This is a genomic window from Pedobacter sp. SAFR-022 (genome assembly GCF_051965375.1).
In the GTDB taxonomy this organism is placed as follows: Bacteria; Bacteroidota; Bacteroidia; order Sphingobacteriales; family Sphingobacteriaceae; genus Pedobacter.
The window spans coordinates 45376-65845 of record NZ_JBQCME010000010.1; the positions used below are offsets into that span (position 1 = coordinate 45376).

The following is a 20470-nucleotide window of genomic DNA, read 5'->3' on the forward strand; positions in this document are numbered from 1 at the left end:
TTATTACATATAGCAGAACAGTAAAGATTATTAATGCACATCTAACTGTTAAAACATGAATTCAAAAATTACAAAATCGGCAATGATTTTATCCTTGGTTGGATTATCGTCCGGATTATTCGCTCAGGAATCAACTCCTGAAACTACTGATAGATTTTCTAAGAAAGATTTCCGCACTTGGTCTATTGGTCTTCATGGCGGTATGCTAACCCCTCATACAATCTTCCGCGGAAAGAATAACGACTTCAGTACACCTACTGAAAACTGGGGATACGGTGGTTATATCAAAAAACAAATAATACCTTCATTCGGCATACAAGCAGATTTCCTCGCTGGTCATGTTGAAGGACTAAGAGCCACCACACCATCAACCACTGTAAATACAGGAACTGAAATTGCGGATTCAAGATTTAAATCGCATGTTGAATGGGCTGCAAGCGTAAGCGGTAACTTTACAATTGCGAATTTAAGCATGAACCAGAAGCGCAGCGTAATCTCGCCTTACCTAACCGGTGGTATCGGATATATGTCTTCTAATGCAGAGACTACAAATGTACCGGGCGGCGGTAAAGGATATTCCGAAGATTGGTTTGTACCGGTTGGTGCAGGTATCAAGTTTGGATTAACCAAAGCGGTTAACCTTGATCTTGGCTATACGGTTAACTTTGTTAAAGATGACAACTTTGATGGATATGTCGCAGGAAGTCGCAACGACAACTTCTCCTACGCACATGCTGGTATTGAGATAGCGCTTGGTAAAAAGGGTTCGTCCCAATTATCAAACTATAGTGCCGTAGCTGCACTTCGTGAGGCATCTGAAGCAGAAAGCGCCGAACTAAGAAGAGCATTATCCACTCAGGAACAAAATGCAGCCAGAGACAGAGAAGCTTTGATGCAGGATCTTGCAGATGATGATAACGATGGCGTAGCAAACAAATTTGACAAGTGCCCAAATACAGCCGCAGGTACTGTGGTTGACGGATCAGGTTGCCCACTAAAAGCTCCTGCTCAGGTCGTAAGAGAGCGTGTTATCGTAACTGAAGCTGATCGCAAAGTCGTTGACGAAGCCATTAAGAATCTTGAATTCGACTTAGGAAAAGCAACTATCCGTTCTAAATCCTTCTCTACGCTAGACAAGGTAGCCGCACTTTTAGTAGAGAAGAACTTTAGCTTGAAGTTAGCTGGCCATACTGATAATAGTGGGTCAATGGCGCTGAACCTTAGATTGTCTAAGGAACGTGCTGAGGCCGTTAAAGCCTACCTGGTTAATAAAGGCGCAAATGCTTCACGTATTGAAGCGACAGGTTACGGTCCGAATCAGCCGATTGCATCCAATGCAACTGCGGAAGGCCGCCAACAGAACAGACGCGTTGAGTTCACGTTGTTCTAAATTAAAATCGAATCTACCAAAAAAGGGCGCTTACATAAGCGCCCTTTTTTATTGCATTAGCTTTGAGTACGCGACCTTAACTAATGCTTTGACAAAGGGCAAGGGTTTCAGGCTTAGAATGATTCTGAGGTCTTCTGATAATGAACTTTCCGCATCCAGGAACTTAAAGATGTAGTCGGCAGGGGCATTTCTGAAAAGATCACAAAACAACTCATGTCCCTTATACCTTTCATCATCTAGCACATTCAATAATATTGCGTCGTACATTCTTTGCTTCGCGTTAATTCCTTCCTTAATGGGTAATGGCTTTTCCGAAGCCTTCCAGCTACTAAGAATTCTTGAAATTGTTTTTTGAACATTGGTGAAAGTATATCCCGTGGCACCTCTGGTGTCTCCTCCTATTGTTCCAATGTTTATTATATTTCCATGTTTTCTTTCAAACTGATGATCTGTCATTGGAATTATGCCAAACTCCGTATGCGTGATTTTATATTTCTTGAGCTTTAGAATATCCTTTATATAGGTAGAGATCGCTTGGTCATAAGAAACCTGATCGAGTAAAGATTTAGAGAATAACGTATATTCAACAAAGAGTTTACCTGAGCCCAGTGGAAGCGTGTAAAAAAACGTGGTTCCATGCTCCTGGCTTGTTCTATAGTCCATGAGATACGCCACATCCTTGTTCATCGTGACCTCGGAGGATTCTATCACCACCCCTTTGAAATGTTGTAAGAAATACTGTGCTGTATTAGTGAGTTTTGGCTTCTTATAGATGGAATTGAAAGCAAAAACAGACTTTATGGTATGATATTCCGTATCAGCGCGACAGCAATCATGGTCCGAAGTAAGGGTTACAATTCGCTCATTTAAAAACTGAACATTCTCAAGGCTAGTCAGATAGGCAAGCACATGTTCGTAAAAATCCACACTCCTGATGGAATGATAACAATATGAACCCGTGTTCAAGGGAATCTCCTCTCCTGAGTTAGAAAAAACCAGCAGCCGGGGCCAACTCTTATATATTAGATCATCAAAATCGCCACTTGTTTTCTGCCAAAACGACCAGGTTTTATCGTTTTCCCTTTTAACGATTGGATCAACAATAATGATTCTTTCACGCTGCCATATGCCCTTTTTTAACGCACGATAAGCCAAGCTTAAGCCGGCCAGACCAGCACCGCAAATTAGTATATCGCAGTTAAGTTGTTCTTTTACTTTACCTCCCATAGAATATCGAGAAACCAGCGCTTTGAATCAAAAAAGGTTTCTACAACACCAAAGTTAGTCTGATTCGCCAATTCCAGAATTTCTTCAAGCGAATATTTCTGTGAAATCTCCATATCTACCACTTCAGCGGCATCCATTTGGAAACGCTGGCCGGCAATCTTAAATTCCTGGGCCTGCAAGCTAAAGAGATAACTCTTGCAGGCACCAGTGAGTGGATCATAGCTATTATAATGTTCAAAATTTGAAATCTCGATGTCACCACCAAGCTCATCATTAATGCGCCGGAGTAAATTCAAGTTGAATGCCTTGGTATAACCTTCTGAATCATTGTATGCTTTAAAGATGGCATGAGGATTTTTCCTAAGATCAAAGCCGATCATCACGTAATCACCCTTGTTTAAGGCCCCATGGAGCTTGTTGCAAAAAGATAGCGCCTCACTGGGGTTCATATTACCAATATTCCCTCCGAGAAATAATACGGCCTTGCGTCGACTGGAGATCTCCTTCGCCTTCTCTACCATTGGAAAATACTCTCCGTTTAAGCCATGTATATGTAGTCCAGGCACCTTTTCCGGAAGTGTTACTTTCAAGTAGTCTATTATAGAGGCTGAAATATCAATTGGCATATAGGTAAACGGAGTTTGTTTGTCTACTAATGCTTGTAAAAGATAGCTGGATTTCGACGCGTCCCCAGCGCCAAGTTCCAGCAGGTCAAATTCATGTAGTTTACTCTTGAACAGCGCTGCAATTTCGGGTCCACGCGCTTTGAAAATTTCAAACTCGCAATTGGTGAGATAATACTCATCACTTTGCATAATTTTCTGAAAAAGGGCATCGCCTTCTGCATTATAAAAGTATTTGGAATCTAACTTTTTGGGAATGGCACTTAAGCCTGAGATCACATCATTTAAAAATTGTTCATTCATTTTTTGCTAGTCTAATTCCGCTATACATCCAGCGTAGCTGCGGGTGAAAGAAATTCCTGTAAGTTGCTCTGCTATGCCCCGGAGCCGTTGCAATTGATGCACCCCGGAGTACTTTTTGGTTAATCATGAATTTGCCGTTATACTCTCCTATTGGTCCAGGTACCCGCTTAAACCCCGGATACGGTAAGTAGGCACTCTCCGTCCACTCCCACAATTTACCCCAATTAAAATGACGAGCCGCAATCTCCCACTCAAATTCTGTGGGCAATCTCATACCCTTCCACTGCGCGAAAGCCCAAGCTTCATAGAAGGAGATATGCATAACCGGTTCATCAGGCTCCAGTGCTTTCAGCCCACTCAAATTGTACCTATACCAAGTTCCATCGATCTCATACCAGTATAGCGGTGCATGAATTCCATTCACCTTCATCCAGTCCCAACCTTCAGCATGCCAGAATTCGAAGCGTTTATACCCCCCGTCGTTTATGAATGCAAGGTACTCTTGGTTTGTCACCAATGATTTTGCAATTGCAGCTTCCTCCAGGAATACACGATGACGGCCCTTCTCATTATCAAAATGAAAGCCATTGCCAGCATAACCGACTTCATACAGCCCGGCATCAATATTATGCCATCCGGAATCCAAACCGGCAAGATCGTTTTCGATGGTATCCTCCTGATATGGTGGGAACAGTGGATTGTGACCCAATATATATTTGATGTCGTACCATAGAAGTTCCTGATGTTGTTCTTCATGATTAAGCCCAAGTTCAACAAGTTCAGCAATAGGTCCAACCACCATTGTAGCGCCCAGGAACTTCATCATTGCTGCATCAACATGATCGCGATATCGATAAACCTCATCCACAGTCGGACGGCTTAAATTGCCCCTATCGGTTCGTATTACACGAGCACCCAAAGACTCATAATAGCTATTAAAAACAAAGTGGTATTCAGGATGGTATACTTTGTACTCAGGTACGTTTGGAAGCAACACAAGCGTTTCAAAAAACCATGTCGTATGGCCAAGATGCCACTTGGGTGGACTAACATCAACAATTGGTTGAACCACGTAATCTTCTTTCTCCAATCTGGAACAAATTTCAACACTTCTGGCTCGTACTGTTCTGTACTGCTCTGAAATCAAGTTCATTTTACAAGTTAATACATCTATTAAAAATAAACAAGGCATATAGTTGCTTGTGCCAAGCAGCTATATGCCTTTCTATATACAATTTTCGACGGCTTGGGAAGCTCGTTTAAAAATCAAGATTACCCTCAATAGAATCGTCCATTGTTTTGCCGGTAATCACTGAAGCCGCCATTTTAGCAAACGCAACAACGTCACCATGTTTATTATCCCAGTAGTAAACATTCGTAGGTACCACTTTCAACAACGTGATGTTTGGATCTTCCTTGCCACCCTGAAACCAGGTTTTTAGCAGTGGCTTCCATAGTTCATCTATCTTGGCCTGATCGGTGCTAATCTCCGTGATGCCATATACGTTCAGAAAACCTGAATTCGTACTTTCCTGAAAAAGAACATGCGTGAAGGGATCACTAGAAATTTCGCCGTTTTTAGTACTGTCTTTCATGCTCATAAACCAAAGACTTCCTTCATCGTCAACCTGCAGCACATTCATTGGCCGGATAGAAACGGGTAGTCCGGTTTTAATATTCGTACAGAAAAAGCAATTCTCCGCCTTGGTTGCAATAGCTTTCAACTTTTCCAGCGCTTCGTGACCTTTTAATGTTTTGATATGCTCATCATTGGGTTGGGTGTTATTTGAGCTATCCCTTGATTGATCGTTATTTTCCATATTCTGATGTTTTATGCTATTAACACCATCGAAATGGGATTGTTTAAACCCTATCTGAAATTTAACCTGTCAGCGGCTGCAAACATTTTAAAGACCCCGTGGTTATTTGCGCATGATTCCATTTAACATTCGAATTACCAATACCGGACAAAATCTGACACTAACCGTTTTACCTACTGAAGCCGGGTATTACAAAATAATCTACTATGCAGCAGTACTAACCGCAGTGCAAAAGACCCAGAACGGTGACTGGATACTTGTAACAAAAGATGACATTGAAGCAGGAGATCTTCCCTTTTACCTACCGAGCGCTGATGGTGATCGTCTGGAACCTAGCTTAGATAAAACCTTTGCAAGCGCAGTTGGCTCCGCAATTGAGTTGGAACTTGACCAGAAGGCCTAATGCACTTTTAATAACTCAACAAACTTAGTCATACCTTCAACCGCTTTCTCTTCTATCCTTATGATATTTTGATAGCCCTGAATGAACGGAATCTTTGGGTCTATGATATACTTTGCGGTTTCCCTCGGCACAAAATCTATAAGACCTGCGGCTGGGTAAACAGCCAATGAACTACCAACAAGTAAAAAAATATCAGCTTTTGTACAAAGTTCAGCAGCAACCGAAATCATTGGAACTTCTTCACCAAACCACACTACATGAGGACGCAACTGACTGCCCTTCTCGCATTTATCCCCCATTCTGATTTCGGCACCGGCAACAGGATAGGTCAAACTCGGATCAAGAGATGATTGTGCCTTTGTGATCACCCCATGAAGATGTAGAACCGAGGTCGACCCCGCACGCTCATGCAAATCATCTACATTCTGCGTAATGATATCAACCTGAAATTCCGACGCTAAAGCTGCCAGGATGAGGTGTGCAGCATTAGGCTGTGCCTCCAGGACTTGCCTGCGTCGCTCATTATAAAACTGCTGCACCAAGGTCGGGTTCCGCTTCCAGGCTTCCGGAGTAGCAACATCCATAATATTATAACCTTCCCATAGGCCGTCGGCATCACGGAAGGTTTGAAGGCCACTTTCTGCGCTGATCCCCGCACCGGTTAAAACAACAAGTCGTTTTTTCATATTCAAATATAACAGGTACAAAAAAGAAAACCCCTTTTGATTGAACAAAAGGGGCTTCCAGTATACTAAGTGATTTAAACTGTTATCGCACGCTGACCTGCATTGAAGTTCAATACAGGGAACTTTGCTTTTAAAACTTCAAATGCGCCGAACATAATAACTCCATATCCGATTGTACCATACAAGAAACGGTACTCAAACGGAATAGCAGCAGCCAATACACTCCAGAAACCAGCAAGTGTTTGCGGATAGAAGGCAGATCCATACCAGATTCCGAAATCAGTCACAATCCAGTGAATCATTACGGTTGCTAACGTCGCTGCAAGAAAGCTAAGCACGTTTACATTTTTCATAATGAATTTGCTGGTTAATACCATTAGCGCAAACGCAGCATAAACCCAGTACCAGCCTTCATATAAAAAGCCGTTACTTGCCGATTTATAAACCGTAAGTGAAAGAAGAACATCACTCAACAGCAATGTTAAAATTGGAAAGCTGAAAGATTTCAGGTTATTGTTAAAATAAGCACCCCCGAACATCGCCAATGCGCCAACAGCTGAATAATTAGCTATTGCCTCCAAATCGCCAAACATTGGAAGTAGCACTCTTGAAAGGCCAATAATCACTATGAAAAGGATTAAGGTTAGTGTACGTGGATTGAATTTGATATCTGCCATGATTGATTATTGTTTATACAAAATTATCAATTTTATCTGAAATTAAAAGCAATGCCTGCATTCATGTTAAAGCCCATACTGCTGTACCCGTAATATTCGGTATACTGCTCGTCAAAGACATTTTTAAGATCAGCAAATAACCGTAGCTGCGTTTTTGGTAGTTTATATTCCCCGTAAATATCTACCAGGTTGAAGGCCGGCATTGTCACGATGTGTGGATTGTTAAAGTCAAAATCACCATCAGTACGTTTACCTAGCCGCTTCAGATTGGTACTTACAAAAAATCTGGAAGTAGCCTGCAGTCCCAGGTTCAGGCCGAAAGTGTGTTTAGGTCTGCGAAAAAGGGTGTTCTCCGTTTGATTGTTCACAAAATTGAACTCATTGCCTTCAACATAGGCATAGAATCCCGTGGCACTGAACGGGCCGATTTTTAGCCGGGGTTCAACCTCAAAGCCTTTTGCTTTCTGACTTAATTGGTTAACGTATCCCCGGTTGCCATAAACAATAGCATCGGTAAGATCGCGGTGAAAAGCACTGATCCTTAAACTTAGATTATTGTCATTGCTCCTGACGTTTATCCCTGCTTCATAATTCTGTGAGCTTTCTGGTTTGAGGTCTACATTCGCGCCATATAAACCAAATAACATATCCAGTGTTGGTGCTTTGAAGTTTGTAGATACGGTTCCAAATAATTTAACATACCTCGTCAGATCATATGAGGGTGTAATGCTGTAGGTGTAATTGTCCCCATATTCTTCATGATTATTATATCGCCCCCCGACCTCTAAATTAAATCCCTTAAGATCATGTAAAAACAACGAGGTGTAAGTGCTGAAAAGATTAGCATGCGCACGATAGCTACCTTCAAGCTTTGTCAACCGATTATCTACACCTACAAGCAAGGTCAAGTTACCTCCGAGTTGCTGGCTATAATATAAATCAAGTAAGTTCATCTTACCTTGCGACTGACTCACTCCATACTGGTTTCTGGTATCGTTCCAGGTAGTTTCGTAGCTATAGTTGAAGTTCAACTTGCCTGTACCGAACTCGTATTTTGTATTTAACCCTGCGTTGTAGTGTTTTGTCTTGTACCTGTTATCCGGATTATCTAAAAAGGCACCACCATCAAAATCATAACGCCCATAAAAATATCGGAAAAATGGACTGATACTCAGTTCCTTTGTCGCTTGCAGCGAAAAATTCGCGTTTAAAGCAGCAGTCCGGTTTCCATCTTTTTCAAACGGGACTCCAGTGCCTACCGAATCAGCGGCTTCCGATATGCCAGCGGTTTTTGCCTGCGTATATCCAATATTGTAAGAAAAGCCTGAAACGTTACTGTTTATGCCGATAGTTCCTTTATAGGTGTCGAAAGAACCAATGGACCCGTTACCAAAAACGCTACTCACATCTGAACTCCCCTTTTTAGTGATGATATTAATCACTCCAGCAACCGCGTCAGAGCCATAAATGGTTGACTGTCCACCTTTAATGATCTCTATATGATCAATTTGATCAATTCCAAACATCCGCAGGTCAAAAGCAGAACCAGCTCCGGAGGGATTTGCGACAGGAATGCCATCGATAAGCACAACAGCGTAAGCACTCCCTGCACCGCGGATAAATAATCCTTTGTTCAAGCCCTGGTTACTTGTTGCGCCACCCACAATCACGCCAGCCTGCTCACTAAGCAACTCTGGCAACGTTTTACCTGCACTACGTTCCAGTTGCTCAGCGCTGATGATGTTTACCACCTTACCTGTCTGATTTTGTTTTTGATCGTTTTTGGTGGCCATGATCACCACCTCCTCCAATGATTTCACCTCCTGCGCAACAGCAGAGTTTAAAGCCAAAAGTTGTGCAAGCCCAAGACCTGCAAGTGCATAAAGTTTTTGTTTCTTGTTCATTTCTGTGGTTTAAGCACAGCAAACAGTAGAATAAAAAGAAATGAGCAGTCTGTACACTACGAACCCATCTCCAGCTTCAATCCCCGAAAGCTATGAAATAATATGCTGGTGGCAGGTCTTCTGACTTACTCCCAAAACAACCGCCTTCCCATTTTGCAACAGTGGCATGGATGGCTGTTTTGTTTACAGAGCTTACAGCTGCGGGACAGTTACGGAATTACACCGTATTCCCTTTTAATCCACATGAGATCGAAATTCCATGCAGAACCAAAAGCGCTGCAAATGTATCAATATTCTCTTGTGAAGCAAATAATTCTAGGTAGCTGCAGCAACTTCAATACCTAAATTGATAACAGGCAGATGTTCCTCAACCTGCTATTATTTAGTTCTTCCTTAAAATTTTAGTAATTTAATTACGTTAATTTGCAACCATATATAACCTTTACTACTATTTTATACTGACCTTAAACCTATGTTTAGAGAAATCGGGAATAAATTCATCCGTTATACGCTCATATTAATTTTTGCTATTATCCTTTTCTTCTGCGCCCTACAACTCAATTTCCTCTGGTTGTTTGGATATTCACCTTCTTACACTGACATAAAAGCACCTACTCAAAGGGTAGGTTCTGAACTTTATACGGCCGACGGAAAACTCATCGGCCGCTACTTCAAAGAAAACCGAACTCCAGTCGATTTTAAGGAGATTGCACCAAGTGTGATCAACGCCCTGATCGCAACAGAGGATGTCCGTTTTTATGATCATATGGGCATAGACTTTCGTTCCCTATTATCAAGTAGTATCTCAACAGCCACTGGAGACAAACGTGGTGGAAGCACAATCACTCAGCAACTTGCCAAGAATCTTTATCGTACACGTTATAACAAATCTCAGGGCTTCACGGGTAAAATCCCTTTGGTCAGGACAATTGTTTCAAAGCTGAAAGAGTGGATGACAGCAGTAAAGCTTGAATCCAATTACTCAAAAAACGATATCATTACCATGTACCTAAATACGGTTTCATTTGGAAACAATGCATATGGTATCAAAACTGCAGCAAGAACCTACTTCGACCGGGAAACCGACCAGTTAACTGTTCCTGAATCAGCCATGCTGGTGGGTATGCTTAAAGGCACAACATTATACAACCCGATCCGGAATCCAAAAAATGCGCTCGACCGCAGAAACGTTGCCCTGGCGCAGATGGCCAAATACAACTATATCACTGCGGCGGAGTTTAAATCTTTTAAAGAGACGCCTATTACCCTGAAAGCTGGTGACCTTGAAGAAAGCAGCGACGGTGACTCCTATCTACGCACAGCCGTTGCCAAATACCTGGAGAAATGGTGTGAGGAAAACAACTATGACCTTTATGAGGACGGGCTAAAGATCTATACGACCATCGATTCCCGGTTACAGCAGTATGCTGAAGAGGCTGTAGCAGATCAAATGAAGACACTGCAAAAACGATTCTACAACGCCTGGGGAAAGGAAGATCCATGGTATGATTCTGAAAAACAAAAGGTAGACTATCCGGACAGGGCTATGCGCAACCTGAGAATCTATAGTTTATTGCAAAAGAAATATCCAAATGACCCGGATTCCATAACGGCATACTTCAATAAAAAGAAAAAGATGAAAGTGTTCTCCTGGAATGGAAACAGGGATACACTATTCTCTACCCTGGACTCCATTCGATATTATGGAAAGATCCTGAATACAGGAATGATGACACTAGATCCTTTCAGTGGGAAAATTAAGGTATGGGTCGGTGGTATAAATCACAGGTTCTTCAAATATGATCACGTGAACCAAGCGAAACGTCAGGCAGGCTCGACCTTTAAGCCCTTTGCTTACCTGGCTGCACTGGAAAGCGGCATGAATCCTTGCGATACCTACGTAGATAAGCCTGTAAAGATAACCTATGATGAAAAGGGTAAGAAGGAAACCTGGGAACCGAAAAACGCAAGCTGGGGAACAACCTATCAAACCATGTCACTAAGGCTGGCCATGGCAAGATCTGTAAACACCATCACCGCACAGGTTACTGAAGATGTCGGTTGGGACAAGGTCGTTCAATGGGCACATAAAGCGGGGATTGAAAGCCCGCTTCAATCTGTCCCATCGGTGAGCCTAGGTCCAAATGATGTAAGCGTGTTCGAAATGGTCCGGGCTTACGGAACCTTCCTGAATAAAGGGGTAAAAACCGACCCGATACTAATTGAAAAGATCACGGATCTGGATGACAACCTGATTGAAGATTTCAAGCCAAAAACCGAGCGTGTGTTATCAGAAGAAATTGCATGGCTAATGCTATATATGTTGAGGGGCGGTATGGAAGAACCGGGGGGAACATCACAAGCATTATGGGAATGGGATCTTTGGAAGAAAAACAATCAGATTGGTGGAAAGACAGGTACCTCTTCAGACTATGTAGATGGCTGGTATATGGGCATTACTAAGGATCTTGTAACTGGCGTATGGGTCGGTTGCGACGAACGTACCGCCCACTTCAAAAACAGTCAGACCGGTGAAGGATCCAGAACCGCACTGCCGATCTTCGCCAAGTTCATGGAGAAAGTTTATAAAGACCCGAATTCCGGCTATACCTTCGGCCAGTTTCCAAAACCAACCGTGGAGATCACCAGGAATTATAATTGCCCAACCCCGCGCTATGTGCCCGACACAACGGCAACAGATACCACAATTGTTGACTCCCTTGACGTAGAACCATTTCCTGTGGAAGACCCGGTTTTTGAACCAGTACAAGAAACCGTAAAATCAGAAACTAAAAAGCCTAACGAGCCTGCACAGCAGAAACCAGTAGCGTCGGAAGAACCACTTACCAGAAAAGAAGAAAGAGAATTAAGACGAAAACAGCGTCAAGCAGAAAAAGAAGCTAAAAAGAAATCGAACGGAGATACATAACCTTAGAGCGTGTATGAAAATAACAGGTACCTTTTCTAAAATTGCTACTGCAGCAATTATGATCAGCTTTATCGGGTCCACTGGACTTAAAGCACAAAGCTTTGGACAAAACCGGGTAAGGTATAAAAATGAAGATTTCAAGGTGCTTCAGACACCAAATTTTGAGATCTACTATTACCTTAAAAATGAAAAGTTCATCAGGAAGTATGCGCAGGACGCTGAAACCTGGTACAAAATGCACCAGTCCGTATTTAGAGACACTTTCCAAAAAAAGAATCCGATCATCCTTTATAACAACCATCCGGACTTCCAGCAAACCACAGCTTTGAACGGCGAAATCGGCATTGGTACAGGTGGTGTGACTGAAGCACTAAAAAACAGGGTGATTATGCCTGTAATGGAGCTGAACAATCAAACCCGCCATGTTCTCGGGCATGAGCTTGTACATGCTTTTCAATACCACACTTTACTGGAAACGGATTCCCTGAGCCTTGAAAATGTAAGCCAGGTACCCCTATGGATGGTGGAAGGTATGGCAGAATATATGTCTATCGGCAAAACAGATGCATTCACATCCATGTGGATGCGGGATGCCTTGCTCAACCGTGACATTCCCTCACTTAAAGACCTCACGAATTCGAACAGGTATTTCCCCTATCGATATGGGCAGGCATTCTGGACCTTTGTTGGCTCGACCTACGGAGACAGTACGATCGTTCCCCTGCTTAAAAATACAGCAAAATACGGGTATGAGAATGCACTTCGGTTTACCTTGGGCTTTGATGACAAGGCACTTTCCGGACTATGGAAGCAAGCAATCGAGGCGCACTACCGTCCGATGCTAAAAACAGATAGTAGCCAGGTTAAAATACGAGGTACAAAAATTGTTGACAACAAAAACGGAGGCAACATGAACGTAGCCCCGGCAATTTCACCGGATGGCAAGTTCCTGGCATTCCTCTCCGAAAAGGACCTGTTTGGAATCGACCTTTTTCTTGCAGATGCGAAGACCGGAAGAATAATTAGAAAACTTAGTAGCCAGGCTACAAATACACACATCGACGACTTTAACTTCCTCGAGTCTGCCGGTGCTTGGTCTCCCGACAGCAAACGCTTTGCGTTCAGTATTTTTAGCAAAGGGAAGAATCAGCTGATGATTGTAGATGTAAACAAAGGCAAAACTTTGTTACAGAAAGATATGGGCGAAGTTGAGCAATTCGGCAATCTCACCTGGTCGCCAGATGGAAAATCAATAGCATTTTCAGGAATGGTTGAGGGGCAGAGTGACATCTTTGCGTACGATCTTGACGCGGAGAAAGTAGAGCGTTTAACAAATGATGCGTATTCTGACTATGCACCAAACTACTCGCCCGACGGCCAATACATTGTATTCTCATCAGATCGTGCGGCAATGGAAAAGGGACTTAAAGCGGCGAACTACCCACTAAATCTTGCCTTGCTTAACCTGCCGGACAAAAGCGTTAAAAACATTGAAATTTTTGAAGGCGCCAACAACCTGAATGCAATCTTCTCCGGCGATAGCAAACGTATTTTCTTCCTCTCAAATCGTGATGGCTTTCGAAATCTCTATGAATACAACCTGGAGTCTGCTACAATAAATCAACTCACCGATTATTTCACTGGAATTAGCGGTATAACAGAATTTTCACCAGCAATTACGGTATCCAGAAATGACGAAATCATCTATAGTTATTACCGGTCGCAACGGTATACATTGTACAATGCTTCACTCAGTAACTTCAATATTAAAAGTGTAAACGCCGATGATGTCAATTTTAGTGCTGCCGTCCTTCCCCCGTTTGAAAATGCTGGGGTAACAACAGTAAACAACAATTTGCAGAACTTCAGCAACTACGAACAGGTGCAGCCGGATTCACTGGAAGTCATTCCTTACAAACCTAAATTCAAGCTTGATTATCTTGCAAACAGCGGCGTTGGTGTCTCAACAAGTCGATTCGGAACTGGAGTACAGGGTGGAATTGTAGGTATGTTCAGCGATATCCTCGGTAGAAATCAGATCATAGCAAACCTGTCAATCAACGGGGAGATCCACGACTTCGGTGGTTTGGTGGGCTACATCAATCAAGCAAACCGCATCAACTGGGGCTTCGCAGTATCACATATTCCCTATATAACGGGCTTCCGGGATATTGCAGTCGAGGAGCTGCCAACGGATGATCCAAATACCAAAATTCCGGTTTATAATGAGCGTACGAACATCATCAGGACGTTTGAAAATCAGGCACAATTATTTGCAGCATACCCCTTCAACAAAGTCCACCGGTTTGAAGCTGGAAGTGCCATATCCAGATACAGCTATCGTGTAGACCGCTGGAGCAACTACTACCAGAATTTGGATGGTTATGTTGGTGGATATCTTGGCTCAGACCGCAAGCATATTCCTAGCGAACAAGCAAGTCAGGAGTTAGGTATAAGTCTTCGCTCATTTAACATTTTTCAGGTTAATGCGGGCTTTGTGGGTGACAATTCCATCTTCGGACTAACTGCACCTTTAGATGGATTCAGATACAGAATCTCTGGCGAACAATATTTTGGTGATTATCAGTTCAGCGCTGTAAACGTGGATTTAAGAAAATATGTGCGTACCAAGCCGGTGACCTTTGCTGCTCGTGCATTCACCTATATGCGTTTGGGCGAAGACGGCGAAAACCTCTATCCACTATATGTAGGCTACCCATATCTGATTCGCGGATATGAAGCCAATTCATTTTACAACAGCGATAATGCTCAAGTTGGAACCTTTGATATCAACCAACTATCGGGAAGCAAAATGGCTGTATTCAACTTTGAGATGCGTTTACCATTTACAGGGCCGAAACAACTTGCTCAGATTCCATCAAGATTTCTGATTTCAGACTTGAACCTCTTCTTTGATGCCGGTTTAGCTTGGGACGAATATTCTACTGTATCATTCAAAAGTCAACCAAGTGGTGAGCTGCTTGAAAATGGCCGTCCGAGGGAGCGTGTACCTGCGCTAAGTGCGGGCATATCTCTTAGAGTAAATATGTTTGGATATTTTGTATTGGAACCATATTATGCTTTCCCATTCCAGCGAAAAGATGTTAAAGCCGGTGTATTCGGATTAACCTTCGCTCCTGGCTGGTAACCATAGGCCATACCAAACAAGATCGCTACAAAGCATGCGAATCCAAACAAGGGTTCGCATTTTTTCTAGGAGAGCATCCCCATGGAAAGTTTAACCTGATTGTTGATCGGCTTGTTAACCATGATATGCTCAAAATCCAGACCGATAGTCAGATCAATCCAGTCCGGATTACATGACCTTACCAGGCGCTCCTTTTGCATTCTTGTAAAACGGCTAACAACTTTGAAACGGCTCAGGGCCTGTGCTTCAGTTTTAAACTCTTCGAAATATACTAGTCTCGTTAACTGCATGCCACTGTCAAAGAACAAACTCGGCATGGTTTTATAAAAGTCAAGTGTCTTAATTAGGTCCGAACTCATTCCAACATGAAGACTGGTCCTGTTACGGTCGGTTACGATGTAAACAAATTTTTTCATCTTATTAGGCTTAACGGTTACAACTAATTAAATTAGTATACCTCTTTGCTAAACAAATAAATATTACTAACTTTATTGGTACAATAATACTAACTATTTTAGTATAAACAAACATTTTATAAACTTTTATTTTATGTCGAATATTTCGTCTAACCTGAAATACTTAAGAAAGAAAAAAGGAATGACCCAGCAACAATTTGCTGATGCACTGGGCATTAAACGTTCATTGGTCGGCGCCTATGAGGAAGACCGTGCAGAACCGAAATACGACTTACTAAAGAAAATAGCAGACTTCTACGAATTTACCATTGATGAGTTCATTAATGAAACCATCAATGATAAGTGGAAACCAAAAACAAAAGCACAGGGAGCCAACCTGCGGGTGCTTAGTATTTCCGTAGATAAGGACGATAATGAGAACATCGAACTGGTACCTGTAAAAGCCAGTGCCGGTTATCTTAATGGCTTTGCAGATCCGGAATACATCCGCGAGTTGCCGAAGTTTCAACTTCCAATTCCGGCTTTAAAACAAGGAACATTCCGCGGCTTTGAGATTATGGGTGATTCTATGCTCCCTATCCAACCGGGCAGCATCGTTGTTGGAGAATACCTGGAGAACTGGTCTGAGATTAAACCCGGGGAAACTTATATCATCATCAGCAAAAATGAGGGCGTAGTCTATAAACGTGTAGGGAACAAGTTCAAAGAGAACAAAGAGTTAAAGTTGATTTCAGACAACAAGATGTATGATCCTTATACGATCGCATCCGATGATATTCTGGAGATCTGGAAAGCGAAGGCATACTTTACCACCAGCCTACCGGAGGCGACAGCCGACCAATCTATGGAGACACTTACACAGATGATGGCTCAGATGCAGAAATCCTTGCAGAACCTGAACAAAAGCAACTAATCCGAAAGCCTTAACATTTTTTAACATTTAAGCATTAAACTTATCTGGAGTTACATGATCTATTCTTTAAAACAACTTACAAATGAAAAAGATCGTATTAACATTAGCTATAGCAGTAAGCGCATTTACTGCAAGCTACGCACAGAAATCAGAAAGAGGCCCTGTTACACCTGAGCAGAGAGCTGAAAGAGTAGCAAGCCAATTGAAAGAAAAACTTGCATTGACCGATGCGCAGAAGACTGAGGTTTATAAGATTGAAGTTGAGAAAGCGAAAAAACAAGATGAATGGCGCAAGGAACGTGTGCAGGAGATGAAAAAGGTTGCTGAAAACCGGAAGGCCGAAATGAAAGACAGCGAAGACAAGCTTGCTAAAGTTTTAACTCCAGAGCAGAAAGCTAAATACGAGTCTCTGAAGGCTGAACGTAAAGATAGAATCAAAGATCGTCAGCACAGAAAAGGACGCAACCCTGGTCAGGTAAGACCATCCTCAACTAAAGAGAATTCTTAAAATGAAGACATAAAAAAAGGGAGCAAATTTGCTCCCTTTTTTATGTAATGGCTGGAAACTATTTTACTGCATCAATAACAGCTTTAAAAGCTTCCGGGTGATTCATTGCTAAATCAGCCAATACTTTACGGTTTAAACCGATATTTTTTGACGCTAATTTACCGATCAATTGAGAGTATGAAATACCGTGTTGACGAGCTCCAGCGTTGATACGTTGAATCCATAATCCACGGAATTCTCTTTTCTTAACCTTACGGTCACGGTATGCATATTGCAAACCTTTTTCAACCGTATTTTTAGCGATTGTGAATACTTTACTTCTTGATCCCCAATAGCCTTTGGCCATATTAAGGACTTTTTTCCTTCTTCTTCTCGAAGCTACTGCGTTTACCGAACGTGGCATAGTTGTGTTGTGTTTTGATAAGCGGTGTTGCGTTTTTCAGCAAACTTACTACCGGGTACCTGGTTAGAAAAATTTAATTATTTACCGATTGCAAGCATTCTTTTTACGTTGCCCATATCTGCAGCCGAAACCATACTGGTGTGGCTAAGATTGCGCTTACGCTTAGTTGACATCTTGGTTAAGATGTGGCTTTTGAATGCATTCTTTCTTGCGATTTTACCTGTTCCAGTAAGCGAGAAACGCTTTTTAGCACTGGAATTGGTCTTCATTTTTGGCATAACCTGTTATTATTTATGTTAATTATTATTTTTTAGCAACTTTCGGCGCCAGTGTCAGAAACATACGCTTACCTTCTAACTTCGGTAGCAATTCCACTTTGCCGATATCTTCTAAAGCCTGTGCAAACTTAAGCAAAAGAATCTCTCCTTGCTCCTTGTAAACAATAGCTCTTCCTTTAAAGTGAACGTATGCACGTACCTTTTCACCATTCTCCAGGAAACTAATGGCATGCTTCAGCTTAAACTGAAAATCATGATCATTGGTATTTGGTCCGAAACGGATCTCCTTAATTACAGTTTGCTTTGCATTGGATTTAATCTCCTTCTGCTTTTTCTTTTGTTCGTAGACAAATTTGCTGTAATCAATGATTCTGCATACAGGAGGTACTGCATTTGGAGATATCTCCACAAGATCCAGCTCTAATTCATCAGCTAAGGCCAAAGCTTTTGACAAAGGATAAATCCCTGGTTCAACATTATCTCCAGCTAATCTAACCTCCTGCGCTCTGATATACTGATTAATATTATGTTCTGCTTCTTTTTTCTTAAAAGGAGGACGTGGTCCCCTATTAAATCCTGGTCTGCCTAATGCCAAATGTGTATCTTATTTAAATTGTTATTTCTTTTATTAATAATTCACCAAATTCCTGAATGGTCATCTCGCCTAAATCCCCAGCGCCATGTTTCCTTACTGCTAGCTTTCCTTCGGCCATTTCTTTCTCGCCGATAATTAGCATATAAGGCAACTTCTTAACCTCAGCATCTCTGATCTTTCTTCCGATCTTTTCATCACGAAAATCAATCAATCCGCGAATATCCGAATTATTTAGCTCATCTAAAACTTTTTTCGCATAATCTTCATATTTTTCTGAAATCGGAAGAATGATAAACTGTTCAGGAGATAACCAAAGCGGGAAATTACCAGCGCAATGCTCAATCAACACCGCAACAAATCGCTCCAATGAACCGAAAGGCGCACGGTGGATCATTACTGGCCGGTGTTTTTGATTATCGCTTCCGGTATATTCCAGCTCAAAACGCTCCGGTAAATTATAGTCTACCTGAATCGTTCCCAACTGCCATTTCCTGCCTAAAGCATCTTTAACCATGAAATCAAGTTTCGGGCCATAAAATGCCGCTTCACCGTATTCTATAACTGTTGGCAGGCCTTTTTCCTCCGCTGCTTCGATAATGGCAGACTCCGCCATCTTCCAGTTCTCATCTGAACCGATGTACTTTGTCTTATTGTCAGGATCTCTTAACGAAACTTGCGCAACGTAGTCATTGAACCCAAGTGATTTGAACACATACAATACCAGGTCAATAACTTTCTTAAATTCTTCTTTCACCTGATCTGGACGGCAGAATAAGTGTGCATCATCCTGAGTAAAGCCCCTAACGCGGGTTAAACCATGTAATTCGCCACTTTGTTCGTAACGGTAAACGGTACCAAACTCCGCGAAGCGTAAAGGAAGATCTTTGTAAGAACGTGGTTTCACCTTATAAATCTCACAGTGGTGTGGGCAATTCATTGGTTTTAACAGGAACTCCTCTCCTTCCTGCGGTGTTTTAATGGATTGGAAAGAATCCTTACCATACTTATCCCAGTGTCCGGAGGTGATGTATAGATTTTTATGACCAATGTGCGGCGTAATTACCTGCTCATAGCCCGACTTCGATTGTGCTTTCGTTAAAAATTGAACCAAACGCTCCCTTAAAGCGGTACCTTTTGGCAACCACAGTGGCAAGCCCGCACCTACTTTTTCTGAAAAGGCAAATAATTCAAGTTCTTTACCCAACTTCCGGTGATCACGCTTCTTAGCCTCTTCAATCATTTGAAGATATTCGGTAAGCTCACTTTGCTTTGGATAAGTTACACCATAGATCCTGGTCAGCTGCTTTTTAGTCTCGTCTCCGCGCCAGTAAGCACCTGCAACATTCATCAGCTTTACCGCCTTGATAAATCCCGTATGCGGAATGTGTGGCCCACGGCATAAATCGGTAAATGCACCTTGTTTATAAAAGGTAATTTTTCCGTCTTCCAAGCCTTCCAGAAGGTCCAGTTTATACTCGTCACCTTTTTCCTTGAAGTAGTTTATAGCATCGTCTTTTGCAACTGCTGTCCGCTCAAAAACCTCTTTTTGCTTTGCAAGTTCCAGCATCTTGCTTTCGATCGCCTTAAAATCATCCGAGGAAAACTCACGATCTCCAAAATCCACGTCGTAGTAAAATCCCGTTTCGATAGCGGGACCAATACCAAACTTTGTACCTGGGTATAGTGCTTCAAGCGCTTCTGCCATAAGGTGCGCAGAGGAGTGCCAGAAAGTAGACTTACCTGCATTATCATTCCAGGTAAGCAGCTTTACGCTAGCATCACTTTCAATTGGGCGGGAAGAATCCCAAACCTCATCATTTACTTCGGCTGCTAAAACGTTTCTAGCAAGACCTTCGGAAATTGATAATGCAATCTGATGAGCGGTTACACCGCTTTCGTAAGACCGGACAGAACCGTCCGGGAGTGTAATATTAATCATCTACAACTATGATTTTTAGGTTAAAAATTTATCTCATAAATCACCTACAATGTGATCTTAATGGACAAAGTTAGATTAATATTTAATATCTCTCCTACCTGTTCAAAAATTCAATAAAGTTGGAATCGGTTAAACATTAACCAGCCAATCACAAGGGGTTGACAAGGCGATCATAAGGCTTTAGCCTTGTCAACGCCTTGTCAACCCCCTGTTAACCCCTTGTCAACACCATGCCAACCACAAGTTGTAGTATACTGGTATTTGTTTACAGTGGAAAGTCTGTTTACTATATGTTGTTTACAATTAAT

Annotated in this window: 18 protein-coding genes and 1 riboswitch; of the genes, 6 read left to right on the plus strand and 12 right to left on the minus strand. The window is 42.1% G+C overall.

All coding sequences use genetic code 11. The annotated features are described in order from the left end of the window. Positions 1–55: 55 nt before the first annotated feature. Positions 56–1390 (plus strand): OmpA family protein, encoded by a 1335-nt coding sequence (locus ACTHQF_RS16915; protein WP_440432093.1) that lies wholly within the window; start codon positions 56–58, stop codon positions 1388–1390. Positions 1391–1438: 48 nt separating this feature from the next. Here ACTHQF_RS16915 and ACTHQF_RS16920 read toward each other — a convergent pair whose 3' ends face one another. The 4 genes from ACTHQF_RS16920 to ACTHQF_RS16935 all read right to left on the minus strand — a co-directional run bounded on the left by ACTHQF_RS16920 (position 1439) and on the right by ACTHQF_RS16935 (position 5363). Then, on the minus strand, positions 1439–2617 hold the full coding sequence (locus tag ACTHQF_RS16920; RefSeq protein WP_440432095.1) for a lycopene cyclase family protein: 1179 nt from the start codon (positions 2615–2617) through the stop codon (positions 1439–1441). After that, positions 2602–3543 (minus strand): L-histidine N(alpha)-methyltransferase, encoded by a 942-nt coding sequence (locus ACTHQF_RS16925; protein WP_440432096.1) that lies wholly within the window; start codon positions 3541–3543, stop codon positions 2602–2604. Before ACTHQF_RS16925 ends, ACTHQF_RS16920 begins: the two co-directional genes overlap by 16 nt. After that, positions 3536–4696, minus strand: a complete 1161-nt coding sequence (egtB, locus tag ACTHQF_RS16930; RefSeq protein WP_440432098.1) for an ergothioneine biosynthesis protein EgtB — start codon at positions 4694–4696, stop codon at positions 3536–3538. Before egtB ends, ACTHQF_RS16925 begins: the two co-directional genes overlap by 8 nt. A 106-nt stretch (positions 4697–4802) precedes the next feature. Beyond that, positions 4803–5363: a pyridoxamine 5'-phosphate oxidase family protein gene (locus ACTHQF_RS16935; protein ID WP_440432100.1), complete on the minus strand. Its 561-nt coding sequence runs from the start codon at positions 5361–5363 to the stop codon at positions 4803–4805. A gap of 112 nt (positions 5364–5475) precedes the next feature. Here ACTHQF_RS16935 and ACTHQF_RS16940 point away from each other — a divergent pair, with 112 nt between their 5' ends. Then, positions 5476–5766 (plus strand): hypothetical protein, encoded by a 291-nt coding sequence (locus ACTHQF_RS16940; RefSeq protein WP_440432102.1) that lies wholly within the window; start codon positions 5476–5478, stop codon positions 5764–5766. Here the strand turns inward: ACTHQF_RS16940 and ACTHQF_RS16945 are convergent. From ACTHQF_RS16945 to ACTHQF_RS16955, 3 genes are all read right to left on the minus strand, one after another. After that, positions 5763–6452 carry an SIR2 family NAD-dependent protein deacylase gene (locus ACTHQF_RS16945; RefSeq protein WP_440432103.1) on the minus strand — a complete coding sequence of 230 codons (690 nt, stop codon included), beginning with the start codon at positions 6450–6452 and terminating at the stop codon, positions 5763–5765. The two genes, ACTHQF_RS16940 and ACTHQF_RS16945, sit on opposite strands and share 4 nt — an antisense overlap. Before the next feature lie 74 nt (positions 6453–6526). Next, entirely contained in the window at positions 6527–7129 is a 603-nt protein-coding gene (locus tag ACTHQF_RS16950) for a DUF6580 family putative transport protein (RefSeq protein WP_440432104.1), read from the minus strand. Positions 7130–7161: 32 nt separating this feature from the next. Next, on the minus strand, positions 7162–9033 hold the full coding sequence (locus tag ACTHQF_RS16955) for a TonB-dependent receptor plug domain-containing protein (RefSeq protein WP_440432106.1): 1872 nt from the start codon (positions 9031–9033) through the stop codon (positions 7162–7164). A gap of 93 nt (positions 9034–9126) precedes the next feature. Further along, a riboswitch (cobalamin riboswitch) is annotated at positions 9127–9320 on the minus strand. A gap of 185 nt (positions 9321–9505) precedes the next feature. Here ACTHQF_RS16955 and ACTHQF_RS16960 point away from each other — a divergent pair. Both ACTHQF_RS16960 and ACTHQF_RS16965 read left to right on the plus strand, forming a co-directional pair. Next, positions 9506–11962, plus strand: a complete 2457-nt coding sequence (locus ACTHQF_RS16960; RefSeq protein WP_440432108.1) for a penicillin-binding protein 1A — start codon at positions 9506–9508, stop codon at positions 11960–11962. 13 nt (positions 11963–11975) lie between these two features. Beyond that, positions 11976–15110 (plus strand): peptidase MA family metallohydrolase, encoded by a 3135-nt coding sequence (locus ACTHQF_RS16965; RefSeq protein WP_440432110.1) that lies wholly within the window; start codon positions 11976–11978, stop codon positions 15108–15110. 65 nt (positions 15111–15175) lie between these two features. Here the strand turns inward: ACTHQF_RS16965 and ACTHQF_RS16970 are convergent, their stop codons facing one another. Then, positions 15176–15526, minus strand: coding sequence for a GIY-YIG nuclease family protein (locus ACTHQF_RS16970; RefSeq protein WP_440432112.1), 351 nt, complete (start codon positions 15524–15526; stop codon positions 15176–15178). Positions 15527–15659: 133 nt separating this feature from the next. Between ACTHQF_RS16970 and ACTHQF_RS16975 the strand changes: the two genes are divergently transcribed. Further along, a complete protein-coding gene (locus ACTHQF_RS16975) occupies positions 15660–16439 on the plus strand; it encodes an XRE family transcriptional regulator (protein WP_440432114.1) in 780 nt (259 codons plus the stop codon). An 82-nt stretch (positions 16440–16521) separates the two neighbouring features. Then, on the plus strand, positions 16522–16947 hold the full coding sequence (locus ACTHQF_RS16980) for a hypothetical protein (RefSeq protein ID WP_440432116.1): 426 nt from the start codon (positions 16522–16524) through the stop codon (positions 16945–16947). 58 nt (positions 16948–17005) lie between these two features. On the opposite strand, the gene rplT is transcribed toward ACTHQF_RS16980, so the two are convergent. The 4 genes from rplT to thrS form a co-directional block, all read right to left on the minus strand. After that, positions 17006–17350 carry a 50S ribosomal protein L20 gene (gene rplT, locus ACTHQF_RS16985; RefSeq protein ID WP_110826920.1) on the minus strand — a complete coding sequence of 115 codons (345 nt, stop codon included), beginning with the start codon at positions 17348–17350 and terminating at the stop codon, positions 17006–17008. Positions 17351–17427: 77 nt separating this feature from the next. After that, a complete protein-coding gene (gene rpmI, locus ACTHQF_RS16990) occupies positions 17428–17628 on the minus strand; it encodes a 50S ribosomal protein L35 (protein ID WP_188627389.1) in 201 nt (66 codons plus the stop codon). A gap of 25 nt (positions 17629–17653) precedes the next feature. Continuing rightward, positions 17654–18223 carry a translation initiation factor IF-3 gene (gene infC, locus ACTHQF_RS16995; RefSeq protein WP_188627390.1) on the minus strand — a complete coding sequence of 190 codons (570 nt, stop codon included), beginning with the start codon at positions 18221–18223 and terminating at the stop codon, positions 17654–17656. Positions 18224–18236: 13 nt separating this feature from the next. After that, positions 18237–20162: a threonine--tRNA ligase gene (thrS, locus tag ACTHQF_RS17000; RefSeq protein ID WP_440432119.1), complete on the minus strand. Its 1926-nt coding sequence runs from the start codon at positions 20160–20162 to the stop codon at positions 18237–18239. Positions 20163–20470 lie beyond the last annotated feature (308 nt).